Here is an 18541-nt window from a genome sequence, read left to right on the forward strand (position 1 = left end):
AGTCAACCCGCCCGGCGCACCTCGATGTTGAAGTCGGCGGTCCCCAACTGTCGCATCATGGTGAGCCACAGCGGCAGATACATCTCCGTCGCCCGCGCCGCCTGGATCCCGCCCAGGTCCAGCACCCGCTCGGCCGGCCAGCCGAACTCCCCGAGCAGCGCCGTCACCTGCTCCTTGGCCCCGGCGTCCTCCCCGCACACGAACAAGTGGTGCGCACCCGGCACCCGGCCCGGATCCACCATCACCTGGCAGTTGACCGTGTTCAGCGTCTTCACCACGCGCGCGTGCGGAAAGGCCCGCTGGATCTGTTCGCCCACGCTGTCCGACTCCACCGGGTCCAGCCGCGGCTGGCCGTCCTCGAAGGCCAGCGGATTGGAGACGTCCACCACGACCTTGCCGTCGAGGTGCTCCGCGCCGGCCGCGCGCAGGGCGTCGAGCGCCACCCGGCCGCCCACCGCGTTGATGACCACCTCGGCCGCGCCGGCCGCCTCCGCGAAGGTGCCGGCGCGGGCCCGCTCGGCGGAGGCCGTGGCCCACTCCAGCGCCACCGGGTTGTCCTTGACGCGCGATCCCAGGGTCACCTCGTGCCCCAGCTCCACCAGCCTGCCGCCCAGCGTTCGGCCCACCTCGCCCGTGCCCAGCACCGCGTACCGCATCGGCCACCTCCCGTTGGGGCCGCCGACTTCCGGCGGCCTGCGGTCATTGTGATCCGCACCGGCGCCGGACGGACCGATTCCGGGTGGACACCCCCGGCGCGTGTCGGATGGGATGGGGCGGTGACCACAGAGACCGCGACCGATGTCTTCGAAGAGCACCGCCCGCTGCTCGTGGGCGTCGCCTATCGCATGCTCGGCCGCGTGGCCGACGCCGAGGACGTGGTCCAGGACGCCTGGCTGCGCTGGTCCCGCGCCGACCGTGCGGAGGTCCGCGAACCGCGTGCCTACCTGGTGCGCATCACCACCCGACTGGCCATCGACCGGCTGCGCCAGGTGCAGACGCGCGGCGAGGCGTACGTCGGGCCGTGGTTGCCGGAGCCGTATCTCACCGAGTTCGGCGACGCCGCCCCCGACGCGGCGGAGCACGCCGTGCTCGCCGACAGCGTCTCCCTCGCCCTGCTGGTGGTCCTGGAGTCGCTGTCGCCCCTGGAGCGGGCCGTCTTCGTGCTCAGGGAGGCGTTCGGCTACCCGTACGCCGAGATCGCCGCCCTGCTCGACCGCGGCGAGGCGGCGGTACGGCAACTGGCCGGGCGGGCGCGCCGGCACGTCGACGAACGGCGGCCGCGCTACGACGTCGACCCCGCCCAGCGACGCGAGCTGACCGAACGCTTCCTCGCCGCCGCGGCCGACGGTGACCTGGACGGGCTCCTGTCCCTGCTCGCCCCGGACGTCCGCCTGGTCGGCGACAGCGGCGGCAAGGCCAAGGCGCCCCTGCGGATCCTGCACACCGCCGACAAGGTCGGCCGGTTCCTCGTCGCCGTCGCGCAGCAGTCCGCGGCGGCCCTGTCCTACCGATTCCTGGAGGCCAACGGCGGGCCGGCGCTGCTGGTCGTGTTCGACGGAAAGCCGGAGAGCCTGGTCCAGGTGGACGTCGTCGACGGCCGCGTCACGACCGTGTACATCGTCCGCAACCCGGACAAGCTGCGGCACCTCGCCGACGGCTGAGGCACACTCCGCCGCACCACCCGCGCCCCGCGAGCCCCGTCCTGTGACGGGGGCTTTGCCGTGATGTCACACAGACCGTCGCGCACGAACGCCTCATGAACGCGTTGCGGCAGGCCGGGCGTGCGTCGCCCAGGGGATCGAGGATTGGTCTTGACCAAGGGTGAAGGCCGCCCTATGGTCGCAGAGAAGTGCAACAACCTTTAATAAACAAGGGCGCTAAAAACTGCCGGACCACGGCTCTTGCGGAGGACAGGGTGGGGACCACGCAGCTGGAATCGGTGCCGGAACCGAAGTACTGGCATCTCAAGACCGTGCTCAGCGAGGCACTGGACTCCGAGTTCTCGGTCGGCGAGATCCTGCCCAACGAGCGTGACCTGGCCGCCCGCTTCGGCGTGGCCCGCGCCACGCTCCGCCAGGCCCTCGAACAGCTCGAGCTGGAAGGCCGGCTGCAGCGCCGCCGCGGCGTCGGCACGACCGTCGCGCCCCCGCGGGTCGGCGTGGCAGTGGGCACCGAGCAGCACGTCTGGCCGGGTGCCGCGTCGGACGCCTGGCAGCCCGTCGACTGCGAGCAGGCGGTGCCGCCCGCCGCCGTCGCCACGGCCCTGGAGACCGGCGCGGACGAGCGCGTGCATACCGTGCGCCGCTCCCGGATGTCCCATGGTCAGCGGGTCGCCACCGAGCTGCTCTACATCCCGGCAGCCTCGGTGCCGGAACTCACCGCGATCGACGCTCCGTCCGGCCCGGCACGCGCGCGTGCGGTGCTGCGCGAACTCCAGCACCTGACGCTCGAGGGCCAGGACCGCGCCGTAGAGCTGGGCTCCGCCCGCGCCGACGACGCCAAGGACCTCGACCGGCTCCCCGGCTCCCCGGTCCTCGTCGTCACCACCCGCTTCTTCGCCGCGGGCCGCACCGCAGCCCTGTCCGTCGCCACCTACCGCGCCGACACCTGCCGGCTGACCTTCGGCGACACACCGGACGTCGAGATACACCACGACCCCGAACGCCAGGCCTCCTGAGCACCGGCTACCTCTTGAGCGCCCGGCGGGGCAGCAGCCAACCTCAGGGACGCGGGGAACTGCGCGACCAGCCACGACGGCGCGGCAGCAGCGAGACCACCGCGCCCGGAACGGCGAACGCCCAGCGCCGCGTCACGGCACGGCGAAGGCTCAGCGCCGCGTCACCGCGCCGTCCACCGCGAACAACTGCTCCTCGACATGGTCCAGGGCCAAGCGCAGCGCCCCCGTGGCCACGGCCGCCTCGCCCAGCAGGGACAGCGCCACCTCGGGCGGCCGCAGGCAGTAGCGGGCCAGTTCGCGGCGAAGCGGTTCCAGGACGCCGTCGAGACCGGCCGCCCACCCGCCGATCACCACCAGCTCGGGATCCAGCGCCAGCACCAGAGCGGCCACGTCGTGCACCAGCCGCTGGATGAACCGCTCGACCGCGGCCCGCGCGCGCTGGTCGCCCTTCCGGGCCAGCGCGAACACCTCGGCGACCGCCTGCTCGTCCAGGGGGTGCAGCGGCTCGTCGGTGGTGGACAGCAGCGTCTCCGGAGTCGCCTCCCGGCCCAGCAGATGCAGCGCGCCGATCTCCCCGGCCGCCCCGCCGTAGCCGCGGTGCAGCCGCCCGCCGATCAGCGAACCCGCGCCCGGGCTCAGCCCGGCCAGTACGAACACCACGTCGTCCGACTCGGTTGCCGCGCCCTTCCAGTGCTCGGCGACGGCCGCCGCGTTGGCGTCGTTCTCCACCAGCACCGGGCACTTGAAGGAGCGACTGAGCCGCTCACCCAGGTTCAGGCCCGTCCACTGCGGCAGCGCCGTGGACAGCCGTACCGTGCCGTCGGCCGCCACGATCCCCGGCGTGCCCACGCCCACGGCCCGCAGCGAGCTGCGGGCGACCCCGGCCCGGCGCAGCAGTTCGGCGACCGCGCCGCGCAGCCGCTCCAGCCGCTCGTCCGCCGCCGCGGTCTCGTCGACCTCCTTGGCCTGCGCGCCCAGCACCCGCCCGTCGAGGTCGGCCAGCAGCGCGGCGACCCGGTGCGGCCCGATCTCCAGGCCCAGCAGATGCCCCGCCTCGGCCCGGAACCGGAACCGGCGCGCGGGCCGCCCCTGACGGCGCGCTGTGCCCTCGTCGGCCGCGGTCTCCACGACGAGCCCACCCTCGATGAGCCCTTCGACGACACCCTCGACGGTCGGCCGGGACAGTCCGGTGACCCGGGTGATCTCGGTGAGCGTCGCGCAGTCCGTGGTACGCAGCGCGTGCAGCACCACCGCGGAATTGATCCTTCGCAGCAGCGAGGGATCGCCGCCGGTCAGCTGCGCCACCGTCCGTCCTTCCAGCTCGCGGGCGTGTTGGGCGGATCGTACTCGGCCCGGCGCACCCCGGCGAGTGCCGGGTTCGGGCCCTGCCTCAGCGAGGCTCGATCCTCGGCCGTGGCCGCCTCCTCGCCGACACCCCGTCCAGGAGTTCATCCACGCACGCGTACAGCCACAGGCCAGGATCCGCACCACCGATGCCGCCGCCCTCGGTGACCTGCTCGCCCGGCACGAGGACGGGACATGGCTCGTTCGGCACGCGCGCGTGTATGACCTCGGCCGCCTGATGTCCGAGGCGGGCGTGCCCGTGATGGAACTGGCCGCCCAGGAGGCCACCTTGGAGCAGGCCCTTCTCGATCTGACCGCGGCCGAAGCCGAGTTCACCGCCCAGCCCCAGGAGATCTGACCATGCCCTTTACCCCGGTTCTGCGCGCGGAGTGGATCAAGATCCTCGCTCGTCTCCGCCTCCCCCGATGCCGGCGATACGGACCCCCTGTTCTCGGTGTTCTTCGGCATCAGCTTCGGCCTGCCGGTCAGGTGGTCCTGCACAGCACCCGGGACGGCCCCCTCGGTCCCTGGACGGGACTCGCGGTGAGCGGACTGTGGACGGCGCCGGCGCTGCTCGCCGGCGCGTGGGCCCTTCGATCGCCGGGGCGCCTGACGACCCGCCAATTGTCAGTGCCGCCCGCTTTACTGGATCTCATGGACATCGCGAAGTGCCTGACCGTCATCGACCTCCTGTGCGCCCGTGGCTTCCCCGCGGATCACAGCCGGACGGAACACGGCGAGAGCGGACCCGGATTCCACATAGCCGCCTTACAGACGAGTGGTGACTTCTGGGAGGACGACGGCACGCAATGGGAGGAGACGGCGGCACAGTACGAGGCCGACCGGGACGGTCTCGCGGAGCGGCTCACCGGGCGGTGGGGGCCGCCGCAACACTTCAGCCTGCGCAGCGTCTTGGGCCGGACGGTGGAGGGAGAGGACATCGAGGAGCCCTGGGCCGAGCTGAGCGAGCACGTACCGGACGTCCAGCTCTGGCAGGCGCCCGCGTCGGGCCGATGGGTCGCCCTCGGCGTGTCCCATGGGTACAAGGAGCTGCCGTTCCAGCTCCTCGGCATAGTGACCGAGATCGACCCGCCGTGACCCTCTTGATCGGTGGCGGTGATCGCTGCGCTCGGCACCCGTCCCTCACAACGTCGCCTCCATGGCGTGCCCCCTCACCCCATGCCCTGCCCCTGGCATGCCCCCTGGCACGCCTCACACTGCCCCTGTTGCTGCCTGCCCCCAGGGGATCCGGAGGTGGGGCCTCCGTCACCCTGCCCGGAAGTCCGGCCGTACCTCCACGATGATCTCCGGGTCCTCCTCGTCGCCCTCCTCCTCGCGCCAGAGGAAGACGCGCACGTGCTTCGCCCGTGACAAGCCCTGCATCTTCCACTCGGTCATCAGGTCGGCGACGACGAGGGAGACGACGTACTGGGCGCCCCCGCTCGAATCGGAGGCGGTGATCGCGCCCCGCCACCGTTCGGGGTCGCTGCCGTAGGGGCGCCATCCCTCCGAGCCGTGCGGCTCGAATACCCGGTACACCCAGTCCCTCTCGGTGTCCATAGCACCGATCCTGTCACTGCAACGAGTCTCATGCGCCGCATCGGATCGACGCCCGCCGAGCGCGGGTGCGGAGCCGACGACTCCTGCCCCGGCTGACGGACCCGGCGCGGCTGGGCGAGATCGAGTCCTCGATCAGCCCTCGCGAGTACGCCTTGATCGTGGCGCGGGACTGTGTGCTGCACGCCGCGAAGCAACGCGTGGCCGAGGGTGCCGTCGGGTGGCTGGCGAAACCTCGATGCTCGCTGTTCAGAGGGCAGCGGGATGGCTTCCCCTTGGAGACGCGCGACCGCCTGACGCGCATCGAGGCCGAGTTCAACCCCAACGGCGGAACGTCCGCGCGCGACTTCCAGGAACACCTCCTGACAGCGATCCACCACCTGGCGCGGGAGCAGGGCATCCAGCCGCCACCGCGCCGGTCGCGGCCCAGGCGTGAGGAGCAGAGCATGAAGAGACGCCGTAGCCCTCGCAGGCACCGCCTGCTCGGTGTCGTCGCTCCCGCAGCGGCCGCCCTCGTGGCGGCTCTTCTCATGCCCCGGCAAGCCCGCGCGGTGACCCCGTCCCAGGACGCCTGCCACACCGTCGACACCGGCATGCCGCTCGGCGACTGCGGCCTCTTCCACCAGGTCTTCGCCGACGACTTCAACGGCCAGCAGGCCCCGCTGGGAGCCTTCACGAGCTGCGCCGGGGACGGCGACTTCCACTGCGCCGGCCTGAGGAAGTACGGCGCCATCTACAACCAGATCGGCGCCTACCCGCGCGGCTGGTACGACACCGCCAACCCGAAGAACCACAGTAACGGCAACGACCGCACCTTCGGCGGAGAGTACCGCGCCGACGACACCACCTGGATCGGCCCGTCCCCCTGGGGCGACGGCCAGCTGCACGTGCGCATGTACCGGCCGCAGACCGGCGACAACCACGTCTCCGCCCCGGTGCCGCTGAGCTGCATGAACATCCGCTACGGCAAGTTCTCCGAGCGCTGGCGGGCGCACGGCTCGCTCGACGGGTTCAAGATGGCGCACCTGCGCTACGCCGGAAGCGAGATCGACTTCCCCGAGGCGGGGGAGAACTTCGCCTACGACCCGATCAGTGCCTTCGTTCACGGCTTCCGCGACTACAACGCCGTCGGCGCCGGCCGGTGGGCCGACTGGCACACCACCACCTACGAGATCATCCCGTCCGGCGTGACCTTCTACCTGGACGGCAGGCAGATCGGACACGTGTCCGGCGACAACCCGGACGCCACGCCCTGGGTGCTCCAGAACGAGTCGAGCCTCGGCGGCGACTACGCCGCAAAGGGCTCCTCCGTCCAGATCGATACGACCTGGGTCACGTGCTATCGGTGGACCGGTTGAGCGTGCCTGTCCGCCGAAGCGGATGGCGGAGTGTCATCCCGACCGATCGAACCGCGGTCGTGGCCAGCACCCCGGAGGCCGTCGGCGACGACGTCCGGCACGAGACGGTCGCGGGCGGCCTCCAGCTCCGCCCTTGTGAAGCGCGGCGAGCGGGGTGTGCGGGTCAGAGGATCGCTCCGGGCGTGTATCCGGCCGCCTCCGGGTGCTGCTTGACGATCTCCTCGATCCGGCCGACGACCACGCCGACCTGGGCGGCCGCCGCGCCGGTGAAGGACAGCTTGTCGGCCATCAGGGCCGCCAGCTGGTCGCGGTCGAGCGGCAGGCGCTCGTCGGCGGCCAGCTTGTCGAGCAGGTCGTTGCGCTCGGCGCCCTGCTCGCGCATCGCCAGCGCGGTGGCGACGGCGTTCTCCTTGATCGCCTCGTGCGCGACCTCGCGGCCCACACCGGCCCGCACCGCGCCCATGAGCACCTTGGTGGTGGCCAGGAACGGCAGGTAGCGGTCCAGCTCGCGGGCGATGACGGCCGGGAAGGCGCCGAACTCGTCCAGGACCGTCAGGAAGGTCTCCAGCAGACCGTCCAGCGCGAAGAACGCGTCGGGCAGCGCGACCCGGCGCACCACCGAGCAGGACACGTCGCCCTCGTTCCACTGGTCGCCGGCCAGCTCGCCGGTCATGGAGGCGTAGCCGCGCAGGATGACCATGAGGCCGTTGACGCGCTCGCAGGAGCGGGTGTTCATCTTGTGCGGCATGGCGGAGGAGCCGACCTGGCCCGGCTTGAAGCCCTCGGTGACCAGCTCGTGCCCGGCCATCAGCCGGATCGTCTTGGCCAGCGAGGACGGCGCCGCCGCCAGCTGCACCAGCGCCGTGACGACCTCGTAGTCCAGCGAGCGCGGGTAGACCTGGCCGACCGAGGTGAACGCCTGCGAGAAGCCCAGGTGCCCGGCGATCCGGTTCTCCAGCTCGGCGAGCTTGGCCGCGTCACCGCCGAGCAGGTCCAGCATGTCCTGCGCGGTGCCGACCGGGCCCTTGATGCCGCGCAGCGGGTAGCGGCCCAGCAGCTCCTCGACGCGGCCGTGGGCTACGAGCAGCTCGTCGGCGGCAGTCGCGAAACGCTTGCCGAGGGTGGTGGCCTGCGCGGCCACGTTGTGCGAGCGGCCCGCCATGACCAGCTCGGCGTACTCGCCGGCCAGCTTGCCCAGGCGCGCCAGCACGGCCACCGTACGGTCGCGCATCAGCTCCAGCGAGAGCCGGATCTGCAGCTGCTCGACGTTCTCGGTGAGGTCGCGGGAGGTCATGCCCTTGTGCACGTGCTCGTGCCCGGCGAGGTCGTTGAACTCCTCGATCCGCGCCTTCACATCGTGCCGGGTGACCTTCTCGCGCTCGGCGATCGAGGCCAGGTCGACGGTGTCGAGGACACGTTCGTAGTCGGCGATCGCCTCGTCCGGCACCTCGATGCCGAGGTCCTTCTGGGCCCGCAGCACGGCGAGCCAGAGCTGCCGCTCCAGCTTCACCTTCTGCTCGGGGGACCAGAGCGTGGCGAGCTCGGCGGAGGCGTAGCGTCCGGCGAGGACGTTCGGGATGCGGGGCTTGGCGGGCGCGGCGGAAGTCACGTGTACGGATTCTACTGGTGATTTGTGCAGGCCAACGCCATGCCCCTGTTCGGCGGAAGCTACGAGAGGCCCGTCACGTGGGTATGACCGCGAGGCTACGCCTGAGCTTCGTACGGCAGCAGTTCCGGACGCTTCGGCGGGCGGCCGTCCCCGGAGGAGCGGCCGGTCAGGCGCCGGCCTATCCACGGCAGCAGGTGCTCCCGGGCGAACCGCACGTCCGTCACCCGGCGCGTCACCCAGCCCGGCGGGGCCGTGGCCGGCATCGGCACATGCCACTCGGTGTCCTCCGGCTCGTATCCGAGCGTCTGCCAGACCGCCTCGGCGACCCGGCGATGCCCCTCCGCCGTCAGATGGAGCCGGTCCACGTCCCACAGCCGGGGGTCGCCCAGCGCGGGCGCCCCGTACAGGTCGACGACGACCGCGTCGTGCCTGCCGGCCAGCTCCTCCACGCAGGCGAACAGCTCCTCCATGCGCGGCCGGAACCGCTCCAGCACCGGGCCCTGGCGGCCGGGGCTGCGCATCAGCACGAGTTGCTTGCAGGACGGTGCGAGGCGCTCCACGGCCTCGGTCAGCAGGCCCTTGACCCGGCCCATGTCGCACTTGGGCCGCAGGGTGTCGTTGAGCCCGCCGACCAGTGTGATCACGTCGGCGTTCATGGCCGCCGCCACGTCCACCTGCTCGTCGACGATCTGTCCGATCAGCTTCCCGCGCACGGCCAGGTTGGCGTACCGGAAGCCCGGCGTGCGGTCGGCCATCCGCGCGGCGAGCAGGTCGGCCCAGCCCCGGTAGGAGCCGTCGGGCAGCAGGTCCGACATGCCCTCGGTGAAGGAGTCGCCGACCGCGACCAGGCTGCTGTAAGGGGGAGGTGTGGGATTCGTCTGCATGGCGTGAGCGATGGTATCCCGGCTCCATACCCGCCGGTCGGTCACCCCGGAAACGCCCTGCCTCACCCCGGGCCCGACGTGCCTGAGCTTCGCCGCCTGGACCTGCCCGGCGTGCCCTGCCCGGACCCGCCCTGCCTGGACGCTGCCTGGACGTGCCCTGCCCGGACCCGCCCTGCCCTGTCCTGCCCGGACCTCCAGCCTCTGGAACCGCCCGGGCCCCGCACCCGACCGGCCCCCCGGCCGTCAGCCCAGCCCGAGCCGCCGGAGGCTCACGCGGGCTGCCCGAACAGCTGTCGCAGCACGTCCTCCATGGTCACCAGGCCGGCCAGCCGTCCGTCGTCGCCGAGTACCGCCGCGAGATGGGTTCGGCTGCCGCGCATCGCGGTGAGCACGTCGTCCAGCGGGGTCCGCTCCCGTACGCGTGCGATGGGCCGCATGTCCCGCAGCCGGAACGGAACGTCTCGCGGCGAGGCGTCCAGCGCGTCCTTGACGTGCAGATAGCCCACGATCCGGCGGCCCACGTCGACCACCGGGAACCGCGAGAAGCCCGAGTCGGCCGACAGCCGCTCCAGCTGCTCCGGGGTGACGCCCATGTGCGCGTACACCACCCGCTTCAGCGGCACCACGACATCCCGCACCGGCCGGCTGCCCAGCTCCAGGGCATCGTGCAGCCGCTCCTGCGCCCGGACGTCGATCAGGCCCGCCTGGCTGGCGTCCTTGACGATCTCGGCGAGTTCGGCGTCCGTGAAGGTGGCCGCGACCTCGCCCTTCGCCTCCACCCTGAGCAGCTTCAACAGGCCGTTCGCGAAGGCGTTGACCGTGAAGATCACCGGGCGCAGCGCCCGGGACAGCGTGACCAGCGGCGGGCCGAGCAGCAGCGCGCTGCGCACCGGTTCGGCGAGTGCGATGTTCTTCGGGACCATCTCACCCATCAGCATGTGCAGATACGTCGCCAGGGTCAGCGCGATCACGAAGGACACCGCGTGACCCGCGCTCACGGGCACGCCGATGGCGTGGAACACCGGCTCCAGCAGATGCGCGATCGCCGGCTCGGCGACCACACCCAGGACCAGCGTGCACAGCGTGATGCCGAGCTGCGCGGCGGCCAGCAGCGCGGAGACGTGCTCCAGACCCCACAGCACGCTCTTCGCACGCCGGTCGCCCTCCTGGGCGAGCGGCTCGATCTGCGAGCGGCGCACGGAGATCAGCGCGAACTCGCCGCCGACGAAGAAGGCGTTGACGACCAGGGTCGCCAGACCGATCAGCAGCTGTACGACGGTCATCGCGCCCCCTCCGCAGTCTCGTGGGCCTGCTCGTCGTCCAGGGGCGCGTGCAGCAGCACCCGCGCCGCGCGGCGGCCCGTGGCGTCCACCACGTCCAGCCGCCAGCCCGCGACCTCGACCGTGTCCCCGGTCACCGGTATCCGGCCCAGCAGGGTCGCGACCAGGCCCGCCAGGGTCTCGTACGGCCCCTCGGGCATCCGCAGCCCCACGCGCGCGAGCTGGTCGGTGCGGGCGTAACCGTCGGCCGAGTACAGGGCCCGGCCCTGCTCGTCCGCGCCGGCGGGGGCGAGGTCGGGCGTCTCGTGCGGGTCGTGCTCGTCCCGCACCTCGCCGACGACCTCCTCGACGATGTCCTCCAGGGTCGCCACGCCGGCCGTACCGCCGTACTCGTCGATGACGACGGCCATGGTGCGCTTGCCGCCGAGCCGGTCCAACAGCCGGTCGACGGTCAGGGACTCGGGCACCAGCAGCGGTTCGCGCATCACCTGGGAGACGCGGCGGTGGCGGCGCTGCTCGGCCGGCACGGCCAGGACGTCCTTGATGTGGGCCACGCCGACGACCGAGTCCAGGCCGCCCTGGTAGACCGGGAACCGGGACAGACCCGTGGCCCGGGTCGCGTTCGCCACGTCCGCGCAGGTCGCCTGGGCTTCCAGGGCGATGACCTGGACGCGTGGGGTCATCACGTTCTCCGCCGTCAGGTCGGCCAGGTTCAGCGTCCGCACGAACAGCTCGGCGGTGTCCGGCTCCAGGGCGCCCTGCTTGGCGGAGTGCCGGGCGAGCGCCGCCAGCTCCTGCGGACCGCGTGCCGAGGCCAGCTCCTCGGCGGGCTCGATGCCGAACCGGCGCACGACACGGTTGGCGGTGTTGTTCAGGTGCGTGATGAAGGGCCGGAAGACGGCGCTGAACCAGCGCTGACCATTGCCGACCCGCTTGGCCATGGTCAGCGGTGCGGAGATCGCCCAGTTCTTCGGCACCAGCTCGCCGACGACCATCAGGAACACCGTCGACAGGGCCGTACCGAGCACCAGCGCCACCGAACTCGCCGTACCGGCGGAGAGGCCCATCGCCCGGAACGGGCCCGCCAGCAGCTTGGCGATCGACGGCTCGGCGAGCATCCCGACGACCAGGTTGGTCACGGTGATGCCGAGCTGGGCGCCGGAGAGCTGGAAGGTCAGGTTCCGCACGGCCTTCAGCGCACCCGGGGCGCCGCGCTCGCCGCGTTCGGCGGCCCGCTCCAGCTCGCCGCGCTCCACCGTGGTCAGCGAGAACTCGGCCGCCACGAAGGCGCCGCAGGCCATCGACAGCAGGATGGCCACCAGAAGGAGCAGCACTTCGGTCATCGGGTCACCCCCGTCCCATGATCGGACAGGGCGCGACGGGACGCGCGGTGGCGCGGACCGGGAGGCTCGCCCATGGGCGGACGCTCACTACCTTTCATAGAGGGCCGAGTGCTCCCTCCATGGTAAAGGATGGGCAAAGAGGCTCGGTGTCTCAGTCGGTGAGCGGCTTCACCCAGCGCCGCCAGTGCTCCTGAGGACCGTAACCGGCGGCGCCCCAGGCGTGGTGCGCGGTCTCGTTGCGGACCAGCACCATCGCGTCCGCGCGCCGCCCGCCGAGCCGTACGAACCGCTCCTCGGCGGCGGCCAGCAGCGCCGAGGCGATGCCCTGCCGCCGCCGCTCCGGATGCACCGCGAGCCGGTACAGATGGCAGCGCCAGCCGTCGAAGCCGGCGATCACCGTGCCCACCAGCTCACCGCCCGACTCGGCGAGGATCAGCGCCTCGGGGTCGCGGTCCACCAGGTGCTCCACCCCGTCCCGGTCGTCGCTGATGCTGGTGCCCTCGGCGGCCGTCTTCCAGAAGGCGAGCACGGCGTCGAGATCGTCAGGAAGGGCAGGGCGTATCCGCAGGTCAGTCATGTGGTGATCGCATCACGGGTGGTGTGCCCGGCGCGGGGATTTCCATCATGCGGGCTCCTCCCGCAGCCGTTCCATCACCGGCGCGAAGTCCTCCATGTACGGCTCCAGCACGGTCAGATAGGAGAAACCGAACCGCTCGCGCTGCGCCCGCACCCGCGCCACGAGTTCCTCCAGCGGGCCGGCCAGCACGATGGGCAGGGCCAGTGCGGCGTCCAGGGTCAGCTGCGGCTGCCGTTCCAGCAGCGGCTTCAGCACGGGCTGCGGATCGTCGGTGACCGCCACGAGCTGGATGAGCAGGTTGAGCTCCGCCGGTTCCGCCCGGCCGGCCGCCAGTCCCCGGTAGCGCGCCACCCGCTCGTCCAGCTCCTCGGCGGTCAGCGGTTCCAGCGCCCCTGGAGCGGAGCCCGGCCGGGCCCCGGTGAAGGCCGCGATGTCCGCGTGCTCCGCGGTCAGCCGGAGCATCCGGTCGCCGTTGGCACCGATCAGCAGCGGCACCCGGGGCTGGGCGGGGCGCGGCTGGTGCTCCTGCGACGCCAGCAGGCGGTCCAACTCCTCGACCATGTGCCGGAGGTGGTCCACCCGCTCGCCCGGTGAGCCGTACGGCAGCCCCGCCGTCTCGTGTTCGGCCGGCACGTACCCGGTGCCCAGCCCGAGTTCGAGGCGCCCGCCGGTGAGCGCGTCCGTGGTCGCCACCTCACGGGCCAGCAGGGCCGGGTTGTAGAACCCCGCGTTGAGCACGAACGTGCCGAGCCGGGGCCGGCGCGTCGCCTCGGCCGCCGCGACCAGTGCCGGGAACGGAGCGGGCATCCCGAGGTGATCGGGGACGAGGATCACGTCGTAGCCCAGCTCCTCGGCGCGCCGGCACTTCGCCCGCCACTCGGCGGCGGGCGCGGGCGTGAGCAGATTGACCCCGAAGCGGAACGGACGTGACATCAACTCTCCCCGTGCGCAGGCGACTTGGCTACCCCCGCGATTCCATCACTCGTGGGCGATCGCCGCCAGCACGTTCAACCGCGACGCGCGCAGCGCCGGCAGCAGGGCCGCCACCACGCCCACCACCGCCGAGCCGATCACGACGGCGACGATCGTGCTCCAGGGGAACGCCAGCGCCGTCAGCCCGCGCAGGGCCAGTACCTGCTGCATGCACACGCCCCACACGAGTCCCAGCGCCAGCCCGAGGACCGCGCCGAACACCGCGATCACCACCGACTCCAGCCGGATCATCCGGCGCAACTGCCGTCGCCCCAGCCCGATCGCGCGCAGCAGCCCGATCTCACGCGTGCGCTCCACCACCGACAGGGCGAGGGTGTTGACCACACCGAGCACGGCGATGACGATCGCCAGCCCGAGCAGCGCGTACACCAGGTAGAGCAGGACCGCGATCTGGTCGTGGACAAGCTGCTTGTAGTCGCTCTGATTGCGCACCTGGACCTGCGGGAACGGCCCCAGCGACCGTTCCAGGCGGGGGCGTAGATCCGCGGGTTTCGTGCCGGTGGCCGCGTTGACGTAGAGCGCGGCGTCCTGGGCCTCCGGGACGTACTTCTCCAGGGTGGCGAGCCCGAAGTACAGCCCGCCCTGGGCGCCGAAGCCCTCGGCCGTCTCCTGCTTGGTGAGCGCGGCGACGGTCAGGTCGGTGTGCCGGCCGCCGGGGAACTCGACCGGGAGGACGCTGCCGACGCGCACCCCGTGGTCCCGGGCGAAGTCGGCGTCCATGGCGAGGTGACCGTCCGCCAGCGCCGCCGCCGAACCGCCCCGCGCGTAGGTGATGTGCACGACGTCGTCGAGCCGGGGGCCGTACGCGGCGGCGGCCGTCGTGACCCGGTCGCCGTTCGGCAGCCGTACGGCGACCTGGGTGAGCCGCTGCTGTACGACGAGCCCGACGCCGCGGGTGCGGGCCACGGTGTCCCGCACCTGCTTGGTGAACGGGGTGAAGTTGGAGTTCTGGACGATGAAGTCGGCGCCGAGCGTCTTGTCGATCTGCCAGTCGAAGGACGCGGACATCGAGGCGCTCGCCACCGACATTCCGCCGACCAGGGCCAGGCCCACCATGAGCGCGGCGGCGGTGGCGCCCGTACGACGCGGGTTGCGCAGGGCGTTGCGCTGGCTCATCAGGCCGACCGGACCGAACAGCGCGGGGAAGGCCGCGCCCAGCACCCGGATCACCGGGCGCACCAGCAGCGGACCGGCGACGACGGTCGCGATCAGGGTCAGGGCCACGCCGAGACCGAGCAGCGAGGCCGCCTGCGCGGTCTTCGTGGCCACCGCGCACCCGGCCAGCGCCGCCGCGCCGACCGCCCCGATCACAGCACCGACGACCGCCCGCGTCCGCAACGGCTTGCCCACACCGGCGACTTCGGCGTCCACGAGCGCCGCCATCGGCGAGACGGCCGCCGCGCGCCGCGCGGGCAGATAGGCGGCCACGAAGGTGACGCCGACACCGACGACGTACGCCGCGACGGGCGTGCCCCAGCCGATGACCATCTCCGTGGCCTTCAGGTTCATCCCGAACGCACTCATCAGCCGGATCAGCCCCAGCGCCAGCCCGATCCCGGCCGCGAGGCCGAGCGTGGAACCGACCAGCCCGAGCAGCAGCGCCTCCGTGAGCACCGAGCGCCGCACCTGCCGCCGGTCCGCGCCGAGCGCCCGCAACAGGCCCAGTTCGCGGGTGCGCTGGGCGATCAGCATGGAGAAGGTGTTGACGATGAGGAACACACCGACGAGCAGGGCGACACCGGCGAAGCCCAGCATCACGTACTTGATCACGTCAAGGAACGTGCCGAGGCTGGCCGCCGCCGACTTGGCCTGCTCGTTCGCGGTCTTCAGGTCGTAGGTGCCGGTGTCGATCGCGCGGCCGACACGCCGTTTGAGCTCCGCGTCGGACACGCCCTTGGCCGCGTCCACCGCGATGCTGGTCGCCTTCGCGGCGGAACCGAGCAGTTCACGGCCCGCCACCGCCGGGTCCAGAAAGACCAGGGCCGCGCCGGGGTTGGTGGTGGTGAACGTGGCGATGCCGACGACCCGCACCCGGAACGTGCCCGGCTGTGCCTCCACGCTCAGGGTGTCGCCGATCCGTACGTGCTTCTTGCGCGCCGTGTCGGCGTCCAGCAGCGCCTCACCCGCCCCGTGCGGGGCATGGCCGGAGGTGAGCTTCACCGGGCTGCGGTGGGTGACGTACCAGGCCAGCGCGATGGTCGGGGCGCCGGTGGTCGGGCCGACGGACTTGTTGTGGCTGTCGACCACGACGGCGTTCTGCACCGACACCTCGGCGCGTGCCGCCGCGACCCCGTCGACCCGCGCCACGCGGTCCCGCAGCGCGGCCGGCAGCGTCTGCACGGAGCCGCTCACCCGGGCCGACCTCAGGTCCAGCTGTTTCGGCTGGACCGTCACATCGGCGGCGGTGGAGGCGAACAGCCGGTCGAACGTATGCGTGACGGTGTCGGAGAAGATCAGACTGCCCGCCACGAACGCCACGGACAGGATCACGGCCAGCGCGGACAGCGCGAGCCGCCCCTTGTGCGCGAGGAAACTCCTCAGGGTCGCCTTGAGCACCCGGTCAGTCCTCTCCGACGGTGCCGGCGTCGCCGTCGCCGAGCCGCTCGCGGACCACGTCGAACCGCTTCATGAGTTCGAGTACGGCGTCCGCCGTCGGCCGTTCCATGTCGTCCACGATGCGTCCGTCGGCCAGGAACAGCACCAGGTCGGAGTGGGCGGCGGCGCCGGGGTCGTGGGTGACCATGACGACCGTCTGCCCGAGATCGTCCACCGCGCCGCGCAGAAAGCCCAGCACCTCAAGGCCGGCCCGCGAGTCGAGGTTGCCCGTCGGCTCGTCGGCGAAGATCAGCTCCGGCCGGGAGGCCAGCGCCCGCGCACACGCGACCCGCTGCTGCTGCCCGCCGGAGAGCTGGGCGGGCCGGTGCGTGAGGCGGTCGCGCAGACCGAGCGTGTCGATGACCTGGTCCAGCCACCGCGGATCGGGCCTGCGGCCCGCGATGTCCATGGGCAGGGTGATGTTCTCGGCGGCGGTCAGTGTCGGAATGAGGTTGAACGACTGGAACATGAACCCGATCCGGTCCCGCCGGAGCTGGGTCAGCTCCCGGTCCCGCAGCCCGGTGATCTCGGTGTCGCCCAGCCACACCTGACCCGCCGACACCGTGTCGAGCCCCGCCAGACAGTGCATCAGCGTGGACTTCCCGGACCCCGAGGGCCCCATCACGGCGGTGAAACGGCCGCGCGCGATGTCCACGTCCACCGAGTCCAGGGCGATCACCGCCGTCTCGCCGGAACCGTACGCCTTGGTCAGCCCGCGGGCGCGGGCCGCGACGGCGCCGTCCGGTGCGTGCTGCGCAGCAGGTGTGGACAAGACCGCCTCCCGGTCGCCTGAACCGCTTGTCCCGGGCGAGCGTAGGCGACAAGCCGACCCGGCGCACGGGTCCGCGCGCCCTTGCTTTGCTAGCGCCCCGGCGCTAGCGTCGAAGCATGGCGAAGACCCAGCTGAACGTGCGCGTGGACGAGGGCACCGCCCGTGCGGCCCGCGAACGCGCCCTGGCCCGCGGTATCAGCGTCAACCGCTATATCGAAGAGCTGGTCAGACAGGACACCGGGGAGGCCGGCCGTACGTTCGTCGAGGCCGCCGCCGACTTCATGAAGCAGTACGAGTCCGTGTTCGCCGAGGAGTTCACCGAGACCCGCGGCACCGGCACCGGCGTCGGGGACGGCCGCTGATCCCTTGAACGAGCTCAGCATCGACCTCGCCTGGCTGCTCATGCTCGCCGAACAGCGCACCCCCGGGGACCCGCAGGTCACCGACTGGGGCGCGCTGATCGCCGCCGTCGCCCGGCACCGCGCCGAGATATTCGGCGTGCCCGTCTACGACGACCCGCACACCCGTGCCGCCTCCCTGCTCCAGCTGCTGATCCACCTGCCGGCGCTGGAGCGCTCCAACGCGCTGTTCGCCTCGGCGGTCGCCTATGCGTACCTGGTCGCCAGCGGGGTGAAGGTGGTCACCACAGCCGAGCAGGTACGGGACCTCGCCCGGCTGGTGAAGGAGGGCGCGGCCGGCGTCGACGACATCGCGCGCGAGCTGCGCCGCTGGAGCCTGTGAGGCCGGTCAGCGCGTGTCCGGCTCGTCCGGCCGCCAGGCGACCCCGAGCGCGCAGTACGAGGACGGCAGCGCCGGACCCCGCTCCGGCATCATCACCTGACGCTGCGGGCCGAGCGTGAACCCGGCCTCGCGCAGCGCGGCCACCGGCTGCCGGGACAGATGGCAGCCGCCGGTCAGCGCCGGCCACAGGGTCCGGTCCAGCGTGCGCTGGCTCAGTCTCATCACCCGGCCGCCGCCCTGGCCGTGCTCGAAGAACCGCACCTGGCCGCCCGGCTTGAGTACGCGCCGCACCTCGCTCAGCGCCCGTGGCACGTCCCGCACGCTGCACAGCACCAGCGACAGCACCGCCGCGTCGAAAGCCTCGCTCTTGACCGGCAGCGCCTCCGCCGCGCCCGGCACCACGTCGACCGGAAACTCGGCACGCAGGGCCGATTCCAGCGCCAACTGCCTGAGCAGCGGCTCCGGTTCGATCGCGACGACCTCGGCGACGGTAGCGGGGTAGTGCGCGAAGTTCAGCCCATTGCCCGCGCCGATCTCGATCACCCGCCCGGACAGCCCGGCGAGCAGCCGCTCCCGTATCCCGGCCATGCCCAGCCGGGTCTCGGCGCTCACGCTGAAGCGGGCGTAGTAACGGGCGAACAGCGGGTGGTGGGCGGGACTCGGCGGCACCTTGTCGGGGCCGGACAGTAGCCGCATGGGGAACCTCCCGGAGCAGGACGGACTAGGAGGAGTCTCCCCCGCGCGAGGCCGTCACACCCTCGGCGTCGGCGCCCGGCCGTCACGGGGCTCAGCCCCCGGCTCCCGCCGGGGG

The 18541-nt window shown here is 72.1% G+C and carries 18 protein-coding genes and 1 pseudogene; 7 read left to right on the forward strand and 12 right to left on the reverse strand.

All coding sequences use genetic code 11. The annotated features are described in order from the left end of the window. Nucleotides 1–2 precede the first annotated feature (2 nt). Nucleotides 3–656, reverse strand: coding sequence for an NADPH-dependent F420 reductase (locus ACZ418_RS20580; RefSeq protein ID WP_468364693.1), 654 nt, complete (start codon nucleotides 654–656; stop codon nucleotides 3–5). A gap of 120 nt (nucleotides 657–776) precedes the next feature. On the opposite strand from ACZ418_RS20580, the gene ACZ418_RS20585 reads away from it, so the two are divergent. After that, nucleotides 777–1661, forward strand: a complete 885-nt coding sequence (locus ACZ418_RS20585) for an RNA polymerase sigma-70 factor (RefSeq protein WP_468364695.1) — start codon at nucleotides 777–779, stop codon at nucleotides 1659–1661. 254 nt (nucleotides 1662–1915) lie between these two features. After that, the gene (locus ACZ418_RS20590) at nucleotides 1916–2677 is read left to right on the forward strand and encodes a GntR family transcriptional regulator (protein WP_468364698.1); all 762 of its coding nucleotides are present in this window, start codon (nucleotides 1916–1918) and stop codon (nucleotides 2675–2677) included. A gap of 150 nt (nucleotides 2678–2827) precedes the next feature. Here the strand turns inward: ACZ418_RS20590 and ACZ418_RS20595 are convergent, their stop codons facing one another. Then, nucleotides 2828–3982 carry an ROK family transcriptional regulator gene (locus ACZ418_RS20595; protein WP_468364701.1) on the reverse strand — a complete coding sequence of 385 codons (1155 nt, stop codon included), beginning with the start codon at nucleotides 3980–3982 and terminating at the stop codon, nucleotides 2828–2830. A gap of 98 nt (nucleotides 3983–4080) precedes the next feature. Here ACZ418_RS20595 and ACZ418_RS20600 point away from each other — a divergent pair. Then, a pseudogene (locus ACZ418_RS20600) lies at nucleotides 4081–4379 on the forward strand (ABC transporter ATP-binding protein); the annotation flags it as partial. 296 nt (nucleotides 4380–4675) lie between these two features. Next, on the forward strand, nucleotides 4676–5119 hold the full coding sequence (locus ACZ418_RS20605; RefSeq protein WP_468364704.1) for a hypothetical protein: 444 nt from the start codon (nucleotides 4676–4678) through the stop codon (nucleotides 5117–5119). A 168-nt stretch (nucleotides 5120–5287) separates the two neighbouring features. Here the strand turns inward: ACZ418_RS20605 and ACZ418_RS20610 are convergent, their stop codons facing one another. Further along, the gene (locus ACZ418_RS20610) at nucleotides 5288–5581 is read right to left on the reverse strand and encodes a hypothetical protein (RefSeq protein WP_468364706.1); all 294 of its coding nucleotides are present in this window, start codon (nucleotides 5579–5581) and stop codon (nucleotides 5288–5290) included. A 65-nt stretch (nucleotides 5582–5646) separates the two neighbouring features. Here ACZ418_RS20610 and ACZ418_RS20615 point away from each other — a divergent pair, with 65 nt between their 5' ends. Beyond that, nucleotides 5647–6936, forward strand: coding sequence for a LamG domain-containing protein (locus tag ACZ418_RS20615; protein ID WP_468364708.1), 1290 nt, complete (start codon nucleotides 5647–5649; stop codon nucleotides 6934–6936). 163 nt (nucleotides 6937–7099) lie between these two features. Here ACZ418_RS20615 and purB read toward each other — a convergent pair whose 3' ends face one another. From purB to ACZ418_RS20655, 8 genes are all read right to left on the reverse strand, one after another. Then, on the reverse strand, nucleotides 7100–8545 hold the full coding sequence (purB, locus tag ACZ418_RS20620) for an adenylosuccinate lyase (protein WP_468364711.1): 1446 nt from the start codon (nucleotides 8543–8545) through the stop codon (nucleotides 7100–7102). 95 nt (nucleotides 8546–8640) lie between these two features. Then, nucleotides 8641–9429: an SGNH/GDSL hydrolase family protein gene (locus ACZ418_RS20625; protein WP_468364715.1), complete on the reverse strand. Its 789-nt coding sequence runs from the start codon at nucleotides 9427–9429 to the stop codon at nucleotides 8641–8643. A 269-nt stretch (nucleotides 9430–9698) separates the two neighbouring features. Next, nucleotides 9699–10712 carry a hemolysin family protein gene (locus tag ACZ418_RS20630; RefSeq protein WP_468364718.1) on the reverse strand — a complete coding sequence of 338 codons (1014 nt, stop codon included), beginning with the start codon at nucleotides 10710–10712 and terminating at the stop codon, nucleotides 9699–9701. Beyond that, the gene (locus tag ACZ418_RS20635; protein ID WP_468364720.1) at nucleotides 10709–12052 is read right to left on the reverse strand and encodes a hemolysin family protein; all 1344 of its coding nucleotides are present in this window, start codon (nucleotides 12050–12052) and stop codon (nucleotides 10709–10711) included. The genes ACZ418_RS20630 and ACZ418_RS20635 overlap by 4 nt, the downstream gene beginning before the upstream one ends. Before the next feature lie 151 nt (nucleotides 12053–12203). Beyond that, on the reverse strand, nucleotides 12204–12629 hold the full coding sequence (locus tag ACZ418_RS20640; protein WP_468364723.1) for a GNAT family N-acetyltransferase: 426 nt from the start codon (nucleotides 12627–12629) through the stop codon (nucleotides 12204–12206). A 45-nt stretch (nucleotides 12630–12674) separates the two neighbouring features. After that, nucleotides 12675–13562 carry an LLM class F420-dependent oxidoreductase gene (locus ACZ418_RS20645; RefSeq protein ID WP_468364725.1) on the reverse strand — a complete coding sequence of 296 codons (888 nt, stop codon included), beginning with the start codon at nucleotides 13560–13562 and terminating at the stop codon, nucleotides 12675–12677. 45 nt (nucleotides 13563–13607) lie between these two features. After that, entirely contained in the window at nucleotides 13608–16178 is a 2571-nt protein-coding gene (locus ACZ418_RS20650; RefSeq protein WP_468364728.1) for an ABC transporter permease, read from the reverse strand. A gap of 4 nt (nucleotides 16179–16182) precedes the next feature. Further along, entirely contained in the window at nucleotides 16183–16989 is an 807-nt protein-coding gene (locus tag ACZ418_RS20655) for an ABC transporter ATP-binding protein (protein ID WP_468364731.1), read from the reverse strand. 116 nt (nucleotides 16990–17105) lie between these two features. Between ACZ418_RS20655 and ACZ418_RS20660 the strand changes: the two genes are divergently transcribed. Together ACZ418_RS20660 and ACZ418_RS20665 are read left to right on the forward strand one after the other, a co-directional pair. Further along, nucleotides 17106–17351 (forward strand): toxin-antitoxin system HicB family antitoxin, encoded by a 246-nt coding sequence (locus ACZ418_RS20660; protein WP_468364734.1) that lies wholly within the window; start codon nucleotides 17106–17108, stop codon nucleotides 17349–17351. A 4-nt stretch (nucleotides 17352–17355) separates the two neighbouring features. Beyond that, on the forward strand, nucleotides 17356–17730 hold the full coding sequence (locus tag ACZ418_RS20665) for a fic family toxin-antitoxin system, toxin component (protein WP_468364737.1): 375 nt from the start codon (nucleotides 17356–17358) through the stop codon (nucleotides 17728–17730). A 6-nt stretch (nucleotides 17731–17736) separates the two neighbouring features. On the opposite strand, the gene ACZ418_RS20670 is transcribed toward ACZ418_RS20665, so the two are convergent. Continuing rightward, nucleotides 17737–18426: a class I SAM-dependent methyltransferase gene (locus tag ACZ418_RS20670; protein WP_468364739.1), complete on the reverse strand. Its 690-nt coding sequence runs from the start codon at nucleotides 18424–18426 to the stop codon at nucleotides 17737–17739. Nucleotides 18427–18541 lie beyond the last annotated feature (115 nt).

This window comes from Streptomyces sp. NPDC030820, assembly GCF_055572075.1.

Excerpts from the sequence above, each read along its gene's own strand:
- ACZ418_RS20635 (WP_468364720.1), bottom strand. The coding sequence starts at position 12,052 with ATGACCGAAGTGCTGCTCCTTCTGGTGGCCATCCTGCTGTCGATGGCC.
- ACZ418_RS20610 (WP_468364706.1), bottom strand. The coding sequence starts at position 5,581 with ATGGACACCGAGAGGGACTGGGTGTACCGGGTATTCGAGCCGCACGGC.
- ACZ418_RS20640 (WP_468364723.1), bottom strand. The coding sequence starts at position 12,629 with ATGACTGACCTGCGGATACGCCCTGCCCTTCCTGACGATCTCGACGCC.
- ACZ418_RS20630 (WP_468364718.1), bottom strand. The coding sequence starts at position 10,712 with ATGACCGTCGTACAGCTGCTGATCGGTCTGGCGACCCTGGTCGTCAAC.
- ACZ418_RS20645 (WP_468364725.1), bottom strand. The coding sequence starts at position 13,562 with ATGTCACGTCCGTTCCGCTTCGGGGTCAATCTGCTCACGCCCGCGCCC.
- ACZ418_RS20660 (WP_468364734.1), top strand. The coding sequence starts at position 17,106 with ATGGCGAAGACCCAGCTGAACGTGCGCGTGGACGAGGGCACCGCCCGT.
- ACZ418_RS20670 (WP_468364739.1), bottom strand. The coding sequence starts at position 18,426 with ATGCGGCTACTGTCCGGCCCCGACAAGGTGCCGCCGAGTCCCGCCCAC.
- ACZ418_RS20605 (WP_468364704.1), top strand. The coding sequence starts at position 4,676 with ATGGACATCGCGAAGTGCCTGACCGTCATCGACCTCCTGTGCGCCCGT.
- ACZ418_RS20580 (WP_468364693.1), bottom strand. The coding sequence starts at position 656 with ATGCGGTACGCGGTGCTGGGCACGGGCGAGGTGGGCCGAACGCTGGGC.
- ACZ418_RS20625 (WP_468364715.1), bottom strand. The coding sequence starts at position 9,429 with ATGCAGACGAATCCCACACCTCCCCCTTACAGCAGCCTGGTCGCGGTC.